General features: G+C 66.4%; 19 protein-coding genes. 9 read left to right on the top strand and 10 right to left on the bottom strand.

The window, feature by feature from the left end:
- Positions 1-105 precede the first annotated feature (105 nt).
- A complete protein-coding gene (dop, locus tag AWC12_RS04480) occupies positions 106-1,614 on the bottom strand; it encodes a pup deamidase/depupylase (protein ID WP_024445799.1) in 1,509 nt (502 codons plus the stop codon).
- A gap of 58 nt (positions 1,615-1,672) precedes the next feature.
- Here dop and AWC12_RS04475 point away from each other — a divergent pair, with 58 nt between their 5' ends.
- From AWC12_RS04475 to AWC12_RS04465, 3 genes are read left to right on the top strand one after another with little or no spacing between them, the layout of a single operon-like run.
- Positions 1,673-2,824: a hypothetical protein gene (locus tag AWC12_RS04475; RefSeq protein ID WP_024445798.1), complete on the top strand. Its 1,152-nt coding sequence runs from the start codon at positions 1,673-1,675 to the stop codon at positions 2,822-2,824.
- Positions 2,821-3,993 carry a hypothetical protein gene (locus AWC12_RS04470; protein WP_085172584.1) on the top strand — a complete coding sequence of 391 codons (1,173 nt, stop codon included), beginning with the start codon at positions 2,821-2,823 and terminating at the stop codon, positions 3,991-3,993. Before AWC12_RS04475 ends, AWC12_RS04470 begins: the two co-directional genes overlap by 4 nt.
- On the top strand, positions 3,990-4,592 hold the full coding sequence (locus AWC12_RS04465) for a hypothetical protein (RefSeq protein WP_085172582.1): 603 nt from the start codon (positions 3,990-3,992) through the stop codon (positions 4,590-4,592). Before AWC12_RS04470 ends, AWC12_RS04465 begins: the two co-directional genes overlap by 4 nt.
- On the opposite strand, the gene AWC12_RS04460 is transcribed toward AWC12_RS04465, so the two are convergent.
- Both AWC12_RS04460 and arc read right to left on the bottom strand, forming a co-directional pair.
- Entirely contained in the window at positions 4,593-4,880 is a 288-nt protein-coding gene (locus tag AWC12_RS04460; RefSeq protein WP_234813824.1) for a hypothetical protein, read from the bottom strand.
- Between the two features lie 157 nt (positions 4,881-5,037).
- The gene (gene arc / locus AWC12_RS04455) at positions 5,038-6,885 is read right to left on the bottom strand and encodes a proteasome ATPase (RefSeq protein ID WP_024445794.1); all 1,848 of its coding nucleotides are present in this window, start codon (positions 6,883-6,885) and stop codon (positions 5,038-5,040) included.
- A 147-nt stretch (positions 6,886-7,032) separates the two neighbouring features.
- Here arc and AWC12_RS04450 point away from each other — a divergent pair, with 147 nt between their 5' ends.
- The 3 genes from AWC12_RS04450 to AWC12_RS04440 are packed head-to-tail and all read left to right on the top strand — an operon-like array spanning position 7,033 to position 8,415.
- Positions 7,033-7,536 (top strand): MTB12 family secreted protein, encoded by a 504-nt coding sequence (locus tag AWC12_RS04450; RefSeq protein ID WP_024445793.1) that lies wholly within the window; start codon positions 7,033-7,035, stop codon positions 7,534-7,536.
- Between the two features lie 17 nt (positions 7,537-7,553).
- Positions 7,554-8,114 carry a lipoprotein LppK gene (lppK, locus tag AWC12_RS04445; RefSeq protein WP_207576376.1) on the top strand — a complete coding sequence of 187 codons (561 nt, stop codon included), beginning with the start codon at positions 7,554-7,556 and terminating at the stop codon, positions 8,112-8,114.
- Positions 8,115-8,118: 4 nt separating this feature from the next.
- Positions 8,119-8,415, top strand: a complete 297-nt coding sequence (locus tag AWC12_RS04440; protein ID WP_024445791.1) for a DUF503 domain-containing protein — start codon at positions 8,119-8,121, stop codon at positions 8,413-8,415.
- Here the strand turns inward: AWC12_RS04440 and AWC12_RS04435 are convergent.
- Complete coding sequence (locus AWC12_RS04435; protein WP_085172578.1) at positions 8,412-9,242, bottom strand: tRNA (adenine-N1)-methyltransferase; 831 nt, start codon at positions 9,240-9,242, stop codon at positions 8,412-8,414. The genes AWC12_RS04440 and AWC12_RS04435 overlap by 4 nt on opposite strands.
- 75 nt (positions 9,243-9,317) lie before the next feature.
- On the opposite strand from AWC12_RS04435, the gene AWC12_RS04430 reads away from it, so the two are divergent.
- Genes AWC12_RS04430 through AWC12_RS04420 form a run of 3 tightly spaced genes read left to right on the top strand, consistent with a single transcriptional unit; the run spans position 9,318 to position 11,472 of the window.
- Positions 9,318-10,181 (top strand): RecB family exonuclease, encoded by an 864-nt coding sequence (locus AWC12_RS04430; protein WP_085172576.1) that lies wholly within the window; start codon positions 9,318-9,320, stop codon positions 10,179-10,181.
- Entirely contained in the window at positions 10,178-10,969 is a 792-nt protein-coding gene (locus tag AWC12_RS04425; protein WP_024445788.1) for a thioesterase family protein, read from the top strand. The genes AWC12_RS04430 and AWC12_RS04425 overlap by 4 nt, the downstream gene beginning before the upstream one ends.
- The gene (locus tag AWC12_RS04420; protein WP_024445787.1) at positions 10,969-11,472 is read left to right on the top strand and encodes a DinB family protein; all 504 of its coding nucleotides are present in this window, start codon (positions 10,969-10,971) and stop codon (positions 11,470-11,472) included. The genes AWC12_RS04425 and AWC12_RS04420 overlap by 1 nt, the downstream gene beginning before the upstream one ends.
- A gap of 3 nt (positions 11,473-11,475) precedes the next feature.
- Here AWC12_RS04420 and AWC12_RS04415 read toward each other — a convergent pair whose 3' ends face one another.
- The 6 genes from AWC12_RS04415 to AWC12_RS04390 form a co-directional block, all read right to left on the bottom strand.
- The gene (locus AWC12_RS04415; RefSeq protein WP_024445786.1) at positions 11,476-12,408 is read right to left on the bottom strand and encodes a R2-like ligand-binding oxidase; all 933 of its coding nucleotides are present in this window, start codon (positions 12,406-12,408) and stop codon (positions 11,476-11,478) included.
- The gene (locus AWC12_RS04410) at positions 12,405-13,091 is read right to left on the bottom strand and encodes a TetR/AcrR family transcriptional regulator (protein WP_024445785.1); all 687 of its coding nucleotides are present in this window, start codon (positions 13,089-13,091) and stop codon (positions 12,405-12,407) included. Before AWC12_RS04410 ends, AWC12_RS04415 begins: the two co-directional genes overlap by 4 nt.
- Before the next feature lie 70 nt (positions 13,092-13,161).
- Positions 13,162-14,532, bottom strand: coding sequence for an FAD-containing oxidoreductase (locus AWC12_RS04405; RefSeq protein WP_085172574.1), 1,371 nt, complete (start codon positions 14,530-14,532; stop codon positions 13,162-13,164).
- Between the two features lie 7 nt (positions 14,533-14,539).
- A complete protein-coding gene (locus tag AWC12_RS04400; protein WP_024445783.1) occupies positions 14,540-15,022 on the bottom strand; it encodes a DUF4126 family protein in 483 nt (160 codons plus the stop codon).
- A gap of 68 nt (positions 15,023-15,090) precedes the next feature.
- A complete protein-coding gene (gene hisG / locus AWC12_RS04395) occupies positions 15,091-15,936 on the bottom strand; it encodes an ATP phosphoribosyltransferase (RefSeq protein WP_024445782.1) in 846 nt (281 codons plus the stop codon).
- Position 15,937: 1 nt separating this feature from the next.
- Positions 15,938-16,219 (bottom strand): phosphoribosyl-ATP diphosphatase, encoded by a 282-nt coding sequence (locus AWC12_RS04390; RefSeq protein ID WP_085172572.1) that lies wholly within the window; start codon positions 16,217-16,219, stop codon positions 15,938-15,940.
- Between the last annotated feature and the right edge of the window lie 4 nt (positions 16,220-16,223).

Raw genomic sequence — 16,223 nt, 5'->3', positions numbered from 1 at the left:
CGCCGCCTCCTGCGTAAGTCTTCGCACCCTTGCGGGCATTCGACCGTCTGCCCCCCGGTCTCACCACACTACCGGGCGGTGCCGGGATTGCCGGGGATAGCTCGATCAGGTCGTCAACTGCTCCACGAGTTCGGCGGCGCTGTCGACAGAATCCAGCAGGGCCCCGACGTGTGCCTTGCTGCCACGCAGCGGCTCCAGAGTGGGGATGCGCACCAGCGAGTCGCCGCCCAGATCGAAGATCACCGAGTCCCAACTGGCCGCGGCGATATCGGCTCCGAAGCGCCTCAGGCACTCGCCTCGGAAGTACGCACGGGTGTCGGTCGGTGGACTGTCCACAGCGTCGAGCACCTGCTGTTCGGTGACCAGCCTCTTCATCGAACCGCGAGCCACCAGCCGGTTGTAGAGACCCTTGTCCAGCCGCACATCGGAGTACTGCAGGTCGACCAGGTGCAGCCGGGGAGCGTTCCAGCCGAGGTTCTCGCGTTGGCGGAAACCCTCCAGCAGGCGCAGCTTGGCCGGCCAGTCCAGCAGATCCGCGCATTCCATCGGGTCACGTTCGAGCAGATCCAGGACGTGCGCCCACGTCTCCAGCACATGGGAGGCGCGCGGGTCCGGGTCACGGCTGTCGACGAGCTTGGCAACGCGGTCCAGGTAGATCCGCTGCAGCGCGAGTGCGGTCATCTCCCGTCCATCGGCGAGCGCGACGGTCGCGCGCAGGGATGGATCGCGCGATACGACGTGGACCGCGTGCACCGGGCGAGCGAGCGCCAGATCGGTGAGGTCGATCCCGATCTGAGGTCCCTCCTCGATCAGATCGAGCACCAGCGACGTGGCGCCGAGCTTGAGGTAGGTCGAGGTTTCGGCGAGGTTCGCGTCGCCGATGATGACGTGCAGCCTGCGGTACTTGTCGGCGTCGGCGTGCGGTTCGTCGCGGGTGTTGATGATGCCGCGCTTGAGCGTGGTCTCCAGCCCGACCTCGACCTCGATGTAATCGGAGCGCTGCGAGAGCTGGAAGCCGGGCTCGTCACCGGAGGGACCGATCCCGACGCGGCCCGAACCGGTGACCACCTGGCGCGACACCATGAACGGAGTCAGGCCGGCGATGACGGCCGAGAACGGCGTCTGACGGCTCATCAGATAGTTCTCGTGCGACCCGTAGGAGGCGCCCTTGCCGTCGACGTTGTTCTTGTAGAGCTGCAGCTTCGCCGCGCCCGGCACACTCGCGACGTGGCGCGCGGCGGCCTCCATCACGCGCTCCCCCGCCTTGTCCCAGATGACCGCGTCCAGCGGGTCCGTACATTCCGGCGCGGAGTACTCAGGGTGAGCGTGGTCGACGTAGAGACGGGCACCGTTGGTCAGGATCATGTTCGCCGCGCCGACCTCGTCGGCGTCGACGACGGGCGGGGGTCCCGACGAGCGGCTCAGGTCGAATCCACGGGCGTCACGCAGCGGTGACTCGACCTCGTAGTCCCACCGGGTTCGCTTGGCACGCTGGATTCCTGCGGCCGCGGCATACGCCAGCACCGCCTGGGTCGAAGTCAGGATCGGATTCGCGGTCGGATCGGACGGCGACGAAATGCCGTACTCGACCTCTGTTCCGATGATCCGTTGCATATCGACCAGCCTAAAGGTCCGGGCGGTGGGCCTTCCCGCGTGGTGAGATTTACCCGATATGACTCCCAAGACCGCGGACAGGCTCGCGGCTGAGCGCTGGTTTCTCCGGCACGGCCTGCCCGCCGTGCTGCGTCCCGGCGTCCTGGTTGCGCGACTGTGGACGCGATCGGCACCCGCCCTTGCTGGACTCGCCGTGATGATGACGTTCTCGATGTTCGTCGTCGGCGTCACCGGCGAGCACACGGTCGACATCAACGGCGCCCCGACACGAACCGAGTGGTTCGTCATCGCGGTCCTGCTGCTCGTCCTGCCCCTCGCCGGACTGATCGGCTGGTTCGTGTCACGCACCGATGACGCCCGACTGCGCGCGACGGTATCCACGGCGTCGCTGGCCATATCGACTGTGGGCAGCATCTACGCGGGCCCCAGCGCTCGCGTCTTCGCCGACTTGATCGCTGAGCTCATCGTCGTGGTGCTCATCTTCGTCTGTACCGCAACGGGAGTCGGCGCGATTCTGGGCTGGGCGATCCGGATGACCCTGAGCAATCTCGCGTCCATCGGAAAACTGCTTCTCGGTGCCCTGCCGGTGATGCTGCTGACGGTTCTGGTCTTCTTCAACGGGCCGGTCTGGACGATGGCCGGCATCATCAGTCGTCCCCGGCTCTGGCTGGGGTTGATCTTCCTGATGCTCATCGCTGCCGCGTTCCTGGTCTCGGGAACGCTGAGCCGGGTACGTCCGATCCTGCGGCCCGACGCCAAGCGGCCCGAGGACGCCGAGAAGCTGACCGGGACTCCGTTCGCGGCGATGCCGGACCGTCCGCGCCGGGTGCCGCTGTCGAAACCGGAGCGACTCAACGTGGTGTTCGTTCTGGCGATGTCGCAGATCGTCCAGGTACTCACGGTCTCGGTGGTGACAGGTCTGCTGTTCCTCGCGCTCGGCCTGATCTTGATCAGCCCGGAGCTGTTGGCGGCATTGACCAGCAACGCGTCGTTGGACGGCCAGTTCCTAGGCATGACGCTGCCGGTGCCCAACGCGCTGATCCAGATCACGATGTTCCTGGTCGCGCTGACGTTCATGTATTTGGCCGCGCGGGCCGTCGGCGACGAAGAGTATCGGGCACAGTTCCTCGACCCGCTGATCGAGGAACTACGGCTCACGCTGGTGGCTCGCGACCGCTACCGCACCGTGACGGCCGGGCCGCGAGCATGACGAAGCCGGCGGATCTGCGGCCGATCCACGACTGGTTCCTGCACCGGGGTTTGCCCCTGGTGCTCACCAGGCGGGTGCGGGCCCGCAAGCTCGTCCAGCGCTCCGCGCCAATGGTGAGTGCGGTCGGCGCGCTCACCGCGTTGACCATGCTCGCGGCCGACCTGACCGGAGACGACCCGGACTATGGGTATGCGGCCAGGCTCGGTGTGATCGCGGTGGTGCTCGTCGCGGCGCCCTTCGCCTTGGAGATCCTGCACCGACTGGGCACGCGGGTCGGCGAGGCGCTGCGCCGCTGGGCAGCGGTTCTGGTGATGGCGATCTTCGTGGTGGTCATGCCGCTGACGGTGAGCGGGTGGTCGCGGGCTGCCGCCGCGGAGGCGCCGATCTTCGTCGGGATATCGCTCCTGGCGATCTGGCTGACCTACCTGGGCTTCGGCTCGATCGCGTTGTGGGCTTTCCGGTTCGCATGGCTGCAACTCGGTGCGCTGGGCACGCTGATGAGCCGCGCCCTGCCGCTGCTGATGCTGACAGTGGTCGTGTATTTCACCGGCGAGCTGTGGCAGCTGTCGGCCCGGATGAGTCGCGAAAGGCTCTGGCAGACAATCGGTTTCCTCAGTGTCGTGGCGTTGTTCTTCATGATCGCCACGATCCGGGACGAGGTCAGGGCCTTGCGTCAGGACCGATCCGAGCGTGAGGACCCCAACGCACTGCTGGCCGGCACGCCGCTGGAGTCGGTGCCCGCCGATCCGGCCGCGCGCACACCGCTGTCGGCGGCCGAGCAGATGAACGTCGTGGCCGTCATGGTGGTGTCGCAGGCGATCCAGGTCGTGCTGTTCACCGCCGGACTCTTCGCGTTCTTCCTGGCCCTCGGGATCATCGCGATCCCCGACGACGTCACCGTCCTGTGGTCGGCCGAGGAGGCCTGCCAACTCGGCGAACCTCCCTGTGCCGGAACGTGGTTCGGGGTCCACATCCCGATACCGCAGACCGTCGTGCACACCTCGTTGTTTGTCGCGGTGCTGTCCGGGCTCTACTTCACGGTGAGCACGAGCGTCGACCCGCTCTACCGCCAGCGCTTTTTCGAACCGCTGATCGACGACGTCGCGGTCAGTCTCGCCGGTCGGGATGCCTACCTAGAAATCGAGGGACGGGCTACATTCACGTCGTGACCAACGTCTTCGGCAAGCGATACGGCGAAGTCCTTCTTGTGCACGTGGACGAAACCGGCCCGCAGGCAACCGTCTACAACACCTTTCCGCTCAACGACTGCCCCGCCGAACTGTGGACAAAACTCGACGCGCAGGCCATCGCCGCGGAGCACCAGGCGGTCGCCGCGCTGCTCAACGGGCCGCGCTACTGGCTGATGAGCCGCATCGAGAAAGACGGCGGCACCGAGACCGAACGTGAGACGTTCGGCGGCATCGAGATGCTGCGGCAGGCGACGGTCGCGTTGTCTTCGATGAATCCCTCGCCGTATTCGGTCAACAAGGTCGACAGACGAGCCGCGTTCGTCTACGACGCAGGCAGCCCGGTGTTCGAACTCGTCGACGCCGACGGGCGCCAGTGGGTCATGCAGACCTACAGCCAGACCGTCGACCCCGACCTGACGTTGGATGACCTGGCGAACCTGGCCTCCAGGCTGGCGCTGCCCGACGGATGGAGCTATCGAACCCGCACGCTGGATCAGCCGCTGCGCGTGGACACGACGACGGAGAAGGCCAGCGTGCTGCAGGACGACCTGGCCAACAGTTATTCGCTGCTGGCCTGATCAGCACTGATTGGGTCGCGCCACCTCAAGCTCGGGCGGAGTGTCGCCGGAGATCTCTTCGCCGGCCTCGGGCGACTGCGCGCACACCACCCAGTTGGTGAGGTTGATCTGCTCGAAAGGCGGACCGGCCGCGACGGACGTCTCCGGGGAGACAGCGCCGTCGCTGGCCTCAAGGACGGCGTCCGTCGCACTCTGCAGGAGCTCACCCTCGACGTCGGGCATCTTCCATTCGTCGGCCATGGCAGGACTTGCGGCGCCCACAGCTGTCGCGAACAACAGAGACGTCACAGCGAAGATTCGTGTGGCATGGCTCTTCATGAGGCTCCCTGATCGTGGTGACTTTGGAGCGAAAAATACGCGCGCCACATGTCATGACGAAGTCAGGGATGTGAACAACTCGTGCGACATCCAGACCCGAGGCGATCACCCCGGGCCCGGATACCCGCTATAGGTACTGCCCGAGGTTGGACTCGGTATCAATCGCACGGCTTGCCGACGAACTCTTGCCGGTGACAAGCGTGCGGATGTAGACGATCCGCTCGCCCTTCTTGCCCGAGATCCTGGCCCAGTCATCGGGATTCGTGGTGTTGGGCAGATCCTCGTTCTCGGCGAACTCGTCGACGATCGAGTCCAGCAGGTGCTGGATACGCAGACCGGGCTGACCGGTCTCCAACACCGCCTTGATCGCATTCTTCTTCGCCCGATCCACGACGTTCTGGATCATGGCGCCGGAGTTGAAGTCCTTGAAGTACATGACTTCCTTGTCACCGTTGGCGTAGGTGACCTCCAGGAACCGGTTGTCGTCGATCTCGGCGTACATCCGGTCGACGACCTTCTCGATCATCGCCTTGATGGTCTGGCCGCGATCGCCCGAGAACTCGGACAGGTCATCGGTATGAATCGGCAGTTCCTCGGTGAGGTACTTGCTGAAGATGTCCTGCGCCGCCTCGGCGTCCGGCCGCTCGATCTTGATCTTGACGTCCAGGCGGCCTGGCCGCAGGATCGCCGGGTCGATCATGTCCTCACGGTTGGAGGCGCCGATGACGATGACATTCTCCAGGCCCTCGACACCGTCGATCTCACTGAGAAGCTGTGGAACGACCGTCGTTTCGACGTCGGAGCTCACGCCCGTGCCGCGGGTGCGGAAGATCGAGTCCATCTCATCGAAGAACACGATCACCGGGGTGCCTTCGGAGGCCTTCTCGCGGGCCCGCTGGAAGATCAGCCGGATGTGACGCTCGGTCTCGCCGACGAACTTGTTCAGCAGCTCGGGACCCTTGATGTTGAGGAAGTAGGACTTCGCCTCGCGGGCGTCGTCGCCACGAACCTCGGCCATCTTCTTGGCCAGCGAGTTGGCGACCGCCTTGGCGATCAGCGTCTTACCGCATCCGGGCGGACCGTAGAGCAGCACACCTTTGGGCGGGCGCAGCGAGTACTCGCGGTAGAGCTCCTTGTGCAGGAACGGTAGCTCGACGGCGTCGCGAATCTGCTCGATCTGACGGGTCAGGCCGCCGATGTCGTGGTAGCTGACATCGGGCACCTCTTCAAGCACGAGGTCTTCGACCTCAGCCTTGGGGACGCGCTCGAACGCGTAGCCGGCCTTGGTGTCAACGAGCAGCGAGTCACCGGGACGCAGCTTGCGGGGCCGGTCGTCCGTCAAATCGTTCTCGTCGGCGTACGCGTCGGCGGGCAGATGCTCGGCAGCGACGAGGGGCTCGGCCAGCCAGACGATGCGCTCCTCGTCGGCATGGCCGACCACGAGGGCGCGGTGTCCGTCGGCCAGGATTTCGCGCAGCGTGCTGATCTCGCCGACGGACTCGTAGGTGCCGGCCTCAACCACGGTGAGCGCCTCGTTGAGGCGCACCGTCTGGCCCTTCTTCAGCGCTTTGGTGTCGATGTTGGGCGAGCACGTCAGCCGCATCTTGCGGCCCGAGGTGAACACGTCGACGGTGTCGTCGTCCTGGACCGACAAGAGCACGCCATAGCCGCTGGGCGGCTGACCGAGCCGGTCGACTTCTTCCCGGAGCGCCAGCAACTGCTGCCGCGCCTCCTTCAGGGTGTCCATCAGCTTGGCGTTGCGGGCGGCCAGAGAGTCGATTCTCGCCTCGAGCTGGTGAACATCTCGTGCACTGCGCAGACCGCTTTGGGAACCAACAGCATTCTCGAGCTGTTCTCGCAACGTCGCCGCCTCGCGTCGCAGCTGTTCAAGTTCTGCCGCGTCTTCGCTGGACAGGTGGCTACTAGGGGATGTTCCAAAGGCGTCAGAGGCTCCGGAACGCTCGGACTCACTCATGCTGAGCTCCTTTCCCACACCCGATGTTGGTGCGGTAACAACTTCAACGCTACCGGCGATTCAGTCATTGTGTGTGCTCTAGGAATTCGACACACCAGCAACACTGTTAGCCTCTGTAGATCAGTTCGGCAGAACGGAAGGACAGCCGTGACCCTGAAATCCCTCGTTACCAGCCTTACCGCTGGGGCAGCAGCCGCCGCATTCGTCGGTGGCGCGGCCGCGGGTGTGACCTCGATTGCAACCGGTGCCGGGATCGCGTCAGCCTCGCCCGTCGCGTTCGGCGCGCCGCTGCCTGCCGCTCCCGCTCCCGATCTCCAGGGTCCGCTGGTGACGACGCTGAGCGCGCTCGCCGGCCCGGGATCGTTCGCAGGTGGTAAGGGCTCCTACATCGAGGGTGGCCTCGGCCGCATCGAGGCCAGGGTCGCGGACAACAGCTATAACAATGCCGCTGCGCAGGGCTACTTCCCGCTGAACTTCGTGGTGTCCAACATCGACCAGAATGGCCCCGTGGCCACCGCGAGCGTCACCGCGACCGCGCAGACTGGCGCGGCGGCCTCCCAGAACGTCGTCTTCGTCGCGGGCCCGAGCCCGACAGGCTGGCAGATCTCGAAGCAGTCGGCCCTGGCGCTGCTCAGCGCCGTCGGTGGCTGACCGCTTCTGACGGAACTGTGACGCCGGCGCGTCCACCCTTTTCAGCCCGTTGCGCCGCCACACTCGGTGTGGCGGCGCTCGGGCTGTGTGGGTTCCTGAGTGGGTGCGGTCAGCCCGAGCGTCCCGCAGTCACCCCGTCCTCGACGGCCGCGCCCACACCGTCTGTCGGGCACTCCGACCCGATTCCCGATTCTCCGGGCGGACCGCCCCTGCCACCCGCGAACGCTCTGACCGACGTGATGGCCCGGCTGGCCGATCCTGCGGTTCCCGGAGATCAAAAGATCACGCTGATCGAGCAGGGCACACCCGACGAGGCCGCCGGACTCGACCGTTTCGCGATCGCGCTGCGGGACAACGCCGCTCTTCCCCTGACCTTCGAGGCGAGGGACCTCGCATGGTCACAGGCCGTGCCCGGCAATGTCGTCACCACGATGGTCATCAAGCAGGCCAACCCTGCGGGCAGCGAGTTCCGCTATCCGATGGAGTTCGCCCCCTCCGACGGGTCGTGGCAGCTCACGCGGCAGACCGCGGACCTGCTGCTCGAGCTCGACACCGCCGCTCCGACCCCGCCGCGCTGACCGCATGTGGATCGGCTGGCTGGAGTTCGACGTCCTGCTCGGTGACGTGCACTCACTCAAGCAGAAACGCTCGGTCATCCGGCCGGTGATCGCCGAGCTGTCGCGACGGTTCGCGGTGTCGGCGGCCGAGACCGGCGCCCAGGATCTGCACCGGCGCGCGGGCATCGGTGTCGCGCTCGTCGCCGCTGACCGCGCACATGTGGTGGACGTCCTCGACGCCGCCGAACGCCTGGTGGCCGCACGCCCCGAACTCGAACTGCTCTCCGCGCGGCGCGGACTCCTCAAGAGCACCGACGACTAGATCGTCGGTCGCTTCTTTCGCAGCGGAACCGGAGCGACAGCGCCAGGCGCGAGCTTGCGCGCGCTGATCAGGAAGGCCGTGTGCCCGCGCATCGTGTGCTCGGGACGCACCGCCAGGCCGACGACGTGCCAACCTCGCTGCATGCTCTCCCACGACCTCGGCTCGGTCCAGCACTGCTGCTCGCGTAGCGCCTCGACGGTCTTGGACAGCTGAGTGACGGTGGCGACGTAGATCATCAGGACCCCGCCGGGAACGAGCGCTTTGGCGACCGTGCCCAGGATCTCCCACGGCGCCAGCATGTCCAGCACCACACGGTCGACCTCCGGCCCGTCGTAGTCGCAGACATCGGCCGTCACCAGATCCCAGTTCGACGGCTGCTCGCCGAAGAACGTCACGACGTTGCGCAGCGCGTGTTCGGCGTGGTCTTCGCGAAGCTCGTAGGACGTCACCCGTCCCTGGGGCCCGACCGCGCGCAGCAGCGAACACGTCAGCGCCCCCGAACCTGCGCCGGCCTCCAGCACCCGTGCACCGGGAAAGATGTCGCCCTCGTGCACGATCTGCGCCGCGTCCTTGGGATAGACCACCTGAGCGCCACGCGGCATCGACATCACGTAGTCGACGAGCAGCGGCCGCAGGACGAGGAACTGGTCGCCGTTGGTCGACTTGATCACGCTGCCTTCGGGCAGCCCGACGACGTCGTCGAGGGAGATGATGCCCCGATGGGTGTGGAACTCGCCGCCGGGCTTGAGCAGCATCGTGTAGCGCCTGCCCTTGGCATCGGTGAGCTGCACTCGATCACCGATTTCGAAGGGGCCTGTTCTGCGCACGGTTGATCAGCCTGCCAGTAGACGCGCCGGGCCGGATCTCCGGGGTTGTCCGACCGCGGTCCTACTGTGAATCCCATGAACCAGCCGGTGAGACGCCCCGCGTTGTCGCCGTCGCGCGCCGCGGATTTCAAACAGTGCCCTCTGCTGTACCGGTTCCGCGCGATCGACCGCCTTCCGGAGCCGTCATCGGCCGCACAGCTCCGCGGATCCGTCGTGCACGCTGCCCTTGAGCAGCTCTACGCACTGCCCGCCGCGGACCGTGTGCCCGAAACGGCGACCGCCCTGGTTGCGCCTGCCTGGGACCGTCTGCTTGCCGAGCAGCCCTCCCTGGCTTCCGACATCGAGCCCGGCATTCGGGCCGAGCTGCTGGAACAGGCGCGCACCCTGCTGTCGGATTACTACCGGCTGGAGGATCCGACCCGCTTCGACCCGCAGAGCTGCGAGCAGCGCGTCGAGGTCGAACTTGCCGACGGCACGCTGCTGCGCGGCTTCGTCGACCGCATCGACGTCGCACCGACCGGTGAGATGCGCGTCGTCGACTACAAGACGGGCAAGGCGCCACCGGAAGCGCGGGCGCTGGCCGAGTTCAAGGCGATGTTCCAGATGAAGTTCTACGCCGTCGCGTTGCTGCGCTCCCGCGGCGTGCTGCCCACCCGACTGCGATTGCTCTACCTCGCCGATCAACAGGTGCTCGATTACACCCCCGACCTCGTCGAGCTCGAGCGGTTCGAGAAGACGTTGATGGCGATCTGGCGTGCCATCCAATCTGCAGGGGCCACAGGGGATTTCCGCCCGAGCCCGTCGAGGCTGTGCGACTGGTGCGCCCATCAGGCGCACTGCCCGACGTTCGGTGGCACTCCCCCGCCTTACCCGGGCTGGCCTCAGGTGCTCGACGAGGGCGACCCCGACGCAGTGTTGCAGGCAGAGTCCGCAGCGTGACCGACTGCCTCTTCCACCGCCTGGGCACTGACGGCGAGTTCGACGTCTTCGAGTCGACCGACGGCACCCGCAGCAATTGGGATCCTCAGATCCAGCACGGCTCCCCGCCGCTGGCGTTGCTGACCAGGGCCATCGAAAACCGTGCCGCGGGAACCGGTTTGCGAGTCGGGAGGCTAACCCTCGACATCCTCGGTGCAATCCCTGTGACGACCGTGCAGGTGCGCGCCTGGGTCGACCGGCCCGGCAGTCGCATCTCGATGATGGCCGCCGAGATGCTCGCCGAGCGACCGGACGGAACACGCAGGGCCGTCGCCCGCGTCACCGCATGGCTGCTGAGGCCGAGCGATACCCGCGACGCGGTCACCGACCGCTACCCGCCGCTGGTCGAAGGTGAGGCGGCGACAGTGGCGCATGCATGGGAGGGTGCACCCGGCTATTTGGAGACGATCAGCTGGCGCAGGCAGCCCGATCAGGATGGCAGCGCTGTCGCGTGGCTGAGCCCGCTTGTGCCCCTTGTTGATTCGGAGCCGACGACGCCGCTGCAAAGGCTGGCGATGGTGGTCGATTCAGCGAACGGCATCGGCGCGGCGCTGGATCCGCAGCAGTTCCTGTTCATGAACACCGACACTGTCGTCCACCTTCATCGGCTCCCGCAGGGGCAGGACTTCGGCCTGCGCGCCCGCGGGTCGATCGGACCGGACGGCGTCGGAGCGACGACCGCTGACCTCTTCGACCGCGACGGCTTCATCGGCACGTGCGCGCAGACGCTACTGGTGCAGCGACGCTGATGATCGACGAGGTCCGCCGCCAGTTCGATGTGGCGTGGGCGCTGACAGAGTTCCATCTCGCAGCGCTTGTCGAAGACGACTTCCTCTGGGAGCCGGCCGATCTGTGCTGGACGGTCCGGCGCGACACCTCCGGTAGCTGGCGCGCGGACTTCGCCGAAGTCGAACCCGACCCGGTTCCCGTACCCACGATCGGGTGGCTGACGTGGCATGTCGATTTCTGGTGGAGCGCGGCGATCGCCGCCTGCGAAGGACAGCCGGTTCCCGACCCGGCCTCCATCACCTGGCCGGGAGACGGCGCAGCGGCGGTGGCACGCATCCGCGAACTGGCGCAGCAGTGGCGAAACACGCTGTCGCAGAGCGACTTCACCGCTCCGGCAGCCTTTCCGTGGGGCGCGGATGCCGGGCGCACAGTCGCCGACACCGTGCTGTGGGTGACGGTCGAACTGACCAAGAACGCCGCGGAGATCGGCCAGCTGCGCCTGCTGCGCGCCGCCCGCGGCTAGCTCTCAGGAGGCCAGTGCCGCGCGGTCCTCGTCGGCGAACGTGTCCTCCAGGTGCAAAGGTGAATAGTCGACGTCGATCTCGTGGAGCGGGCGGCCCCGCGCGCTGCTGATCGTGCCAAAGCGCCGCATGCCTTTGTCGGCAGCGTAGTTCTGGAACTCGTCCATCGTCAGACCGAACGGGATCTCGTCGTACAGCGCGAACGCGTCTTCGGTGTTGCGCAACGCCAGCGGTATCAGTTCGTTCATCCGTGACTCGAACACCGACCAGTTGGCGTCGTCGGCAGCAACGTGGCGGCGGCACGTGAAGGTGCCCCACGCCATGTGGCGACGTTCGTCGTCGCCGATCCTGCGCACCAGCTCCTGCATTCCGGGCAGGATGCCGCGGTCGACGCAAATGCGGTGCCACGCATAGTATCCCGTGAGCGCCATCATGCCTTCGATGACGTGGTTGTAGGTCACCGACGCGCGCACCTGGGCAGCAGGTGACGGGTCACTCGACAGTGCGTCGAGTGAGGCGGGAAGTTCTTCGTAGAACATCTGCCGGTACGCGGGGAGCTCGTCGAGGTAGCCCTGCAGGTCACCGGTGATGCCGACGGCATCAAGCCACATCCGGAACACCTGGGTATGTTTGGCCTCTTCGAAGGCGAACTGGGTGAGGTACATCTCGTCACCGAGCCGTCCCTCCGCCCGCATCGCCGCCATGAACGGCTGGATGTCCTGAGTCACCGCTTCTTCTCCGGCGATGAACTCGGCGCACAGCCGGGTCGCCCAGTCCCTCTCCACCTCGGTCAGCGATTCCCAGTCGGCGCGGTCCCGGGAGAAGTCGATGTCGGCGGGGTCCCAGAATTTCGCGTTGCCTCCGGCAAAGAGCTTCAGCGGCAGGCTGTCCCAGTTGAGTCCACCTGCGGCCAGCGAGTCCGACCGTGTTCTCGTCATGTGATCACTCCTTCGGTGTGGGGGGTTGTCTGTCTCGTGGCGACCGCTCCGAACGCGGCCGCCAGCACGGCGACATAGCGCCGTGCCACAAGTGCAGGCTGGTCGGGCGACAGTTCGTCGAGTCCCAGCAGCGGGTCCATGCCGCGCACGTAGGGCGCGAGTGCCAGGTGCGGCAGCAGCATGAGCAGCAGCGACAGCAGCGCATCGATGTCGGCATTCGCACTGAGATCACCGCGCTTCTGGGCCTCGCGGACAAGCGGTCGCAGCACGTCCAGGTAGTGACGGTGCACGACGGCGCGCACGCTGACCCGAGCGTCGGTGTCGACCTCGAAACTCGCCGCGGCGTGCAGCGCGCGGTCCCGCGGATGCTCGGCGAAGTACGCCACCCAGACGTCGAACAGGTCGGTCAGGAACTCGAAGAAGGGACGGGTGGGGTCCAGTCTGGCGATCTGTTCCTCCATGTAAGCCCGGACGCGCTGGCTGCCCACGTCGGTGATGAACGCGTAGAGGTCGCGCTTGTCCGCAAAGTATTGGAAGAGACTGCCTTTGGCGACACCCGCGCGCCGGGCGATGACGTTGAGACTGCCCGCGGAGAACCCATGTGCGGCGAACTCCGCTTCGGCGGCAGACACCACCGCCGCGCGGCGATCCGCGCCCAGACGAGACCATGTCACCGTCGGCATCGCGCCTCCAAGGCTTGATGTGACCAGTGGTCATACTACTGTGACGCAAGCCACAGTCAAGGGTGCGTCGCTATGAGAGCGGCGTCAGGTCCTGCAGCAGCGTCGGGACGAGTTCGCTGACCGTCGGGTGGATGTGCATGGTCCGCGATATCGCCGTGTAGGGCAGCTTCGCGGTCATCACGTCGAGAATGAGATGAACGACCTCGTCGCCGCCGACGCCGAGGATCGATGCACCGAGTATTTCCTTGGTCTCGGCGTCGACGACCACCTTCATGAAGCCCTGGGTCTCGCCTTTTTCCACTGCACGGCCCACCCGCGTCATCGGACGCGTGCCCACCAACGCTTTTCGGCCCGACTTGCGCACCTCGTCGGCCGTCATTCCGGCGCGCCCCAACGGCGGATCGATGTAGAGCGCATAGGTGGTGATGCGGTCGCTGACCCGTCGCGGATCATCGTCGAGGAGGTTGGCGGCGACGATCTCGAAGTCGTTGTACGACGTGTGGGTGAACGCACCCTTGCCGTTGCAGTCGCCCATCGCCCAGATGTGCGGCACGCTGGTGCGCAACTGGTCGTCCACGACGACGTAGCCGCGGCTGTCCGTCTCGACACCGGCGGCATCCAGTCCGAGATCGTCGGTGTTGGGTGTGCGCCCGACCGCGATGAGCACGTGGCTGCCGACGATCGGCTCGGCGCCCTCGCGCGGGGTGACGGCTATCCCGTTCTCCCGCTTGGCGAAACTGATCGCGTCGGCACCGACGACGACGGTGATGCCCTCGGCTTCCAGGATGTCCTTGATCGCCGCGGACACGTCCTCGTCCTCGCGGCCGGTGAGCCGCGGCCCCTTCTCGACGACGGTGACCTGGGCGCCGAATCGGCGGTACATCTGAGCGAATTCCAGCGCGATGTAACTGCCGCCGATGATGACCAGATGGTCGGGCACGACATCGAGGTCGAGGATTCCGACGTTGGTCAGATAGTCGATGTCGGCCAGCCCGGGCATGTCGGGGACGACGGCGCGGCCACCGACATTGAGGAAGATGCGGTCGGCTTCCAACAGCCGATCGTCGACGCGGAGCGTGTGCGGATCTTCGAATCGGGCGTGCCCGCGGATCAGCGTGGCACCCTCCATCCCGGCGAGCCAACTCTCCAGGCCTTCGCGATCGCCGCCACTGATCTTGTCCTTACGCGCCTTGACCGCTGCCATGTCGACCGACACGTCTCCGGTGCCGATGCCGAAGTCTCCGCCGCGGCGCGCCAGGTGCGCGGCGTGCGCACTGGCGACCAGAGTCTTGGTCGGAATACAGCCGTAGTTCACGCAGGTGCCGCCGACGAGCTTGCGTTCGATGACGGCGACCGTCTGGCCGGCGGCAGTGAGCCGTCCGGCGAGCGGCGGGCCCGCCTGGCCGGCACCGACGATAATGGCGTCGAATCGCTCTGGCATCGGTCGCCTAGACCAGGCTGACGAGGAAGGCGACGAGGAAGCCACCGCCGACGGCGATGACGTCTTCGGTGAAGGCCCCGGGACGGTCGTTTCCGTTGTTCTTGGCGGCAAGCCTGCTGCGGAGTTCGGCACCGGCCAGCGTGCCGAGCACGGCACCGACGACACCTGCGCCGGTGGCGGAGAACGTGTGGAAGAACGCGCTTCCGATGACAGCCCCGGAGAACCCGCCGGTGACGAGGCGGGCGATGAACTGCGGCGGCACTTTTCGGCTCGGCGTCTTGGGTAGCTGGTCGGTGATCAACTCGCCGACGAGCAGGATGGTCAGCACTGTGACGGTGATGGGGTGTGCCATCCATTCCGACCACTTGTCGGTGACGTCGATCCAGCCGAGCATCGCGCCCCACGCCACCACGGCGGGCGCAGTCATCGCACGCAGGCCGGCGATCACACCGATCAACAGGGCCAGAACCAGGACGAGTACCTGCGTCATCGAACCTCCGTGCGGTGGATGGACATCGGCGACGCTAACACGCCGAGCGACGCGACGAGCGGTCTAGATCAGAAGCGGCAGAACCGGATGTCGGAGGCCAGAATGGCCTTCGCGCCGATCGCCGCGAGCTCGTCCATGATCGCGTTGACGTCCCGCCGCGGAACCAGGGCCCGCACCGCCACCCAGGCGGGGTCGGCCAGCGGCGCGATGGTCGGCGATTCTAGGCCCGGCGTGACCGCGGTGGCCTTGTCCAGCACCGTGCGGGGGCAGTCGTAGTCGAGCATGAGGTACTGCTGTCCGAACACGACGCCCTGCACGCGGGCGGCGAGCTGATCGCGCGCAGGATCGGCCTCGGAGTCGGCCCGCTCGATCAGGATGGCCTCGGAATCACACAGCGACTCACCGAATGCCACCAGGTTGTGCAGCCCGAGGGTGCGTCCGGAACCGACGATGTCGGCGATGACGTCGGCCACGCCGAGTTGGATGGAGATCTCGACGGCGCCGTCGAGGCGTATGACTGTGGCGTCGATTCCTTTGTCGGACAAGTCTTTACGGACCAGGTTCGGGTAGGCGGTGGCGATCCGCTTACCGGCCAGATCAGCGATCTGCCAGTCCTGGCCCGCCGGTGCGGCGTAGCGGAAGGTGGACGCCCCGAAGCCCAGCGCCAGCCGTTCCCGCACCGGAGCGTCGGCGTCGGCGGCCAGGTCACGGCCGGTGATCCCGAGATCCAGTTCGCCGGAGCCCACGTAGATCGCAATGTCCTTGGGCCGCAGGAAGAAGAACTCGACGTTGTTCGCCGGATCGACGACGGTCAGGTCCTTGGGATCGGTGCGGCGGCGGTAGCCGGCCTCCGAGAGGATCTCCGAAGCCGATTCGCTCAGCGCCCCCTTGTTGGGTACGGCGACCCTGAGCATCTCAGAGCTTTCCGTACACGTCGTCGAGCGAGAGGCCTCGCGAAAGCATCAGCACCTGTGTCCAGTAAAGAAGCTGGCTGATCTCCTCGGCGAGGGCGTCGTCGCTCTCGTGTTCGGCGGCCAGCCACACCTCGCCGGCCTCTTCGAGGATCTTCTTGCCGATGCCGTGCACGCCGCCGTCGAGAGCGGCGACGGTTCCGCTACCGGCAGCACGTGTGCGTGCCCGTTCGCTCAACTCGGCGAACAGCGCATCGAAGGTCTTCACGTTTGGCGATTCTGTCACGCCG

This window comes from Mycolicibacterium iranicum, assembly GCF_002101705.1.
GTDB lineage: Bacteria > Actinomycetota > Actinomycetes > Mycobacteriales > Mycobacteriaceae > Mycobacterium > Mycobacterium iranicum.
This window is presented reverse-complemented; position numbering and strand designations above follow the sequence as displayed.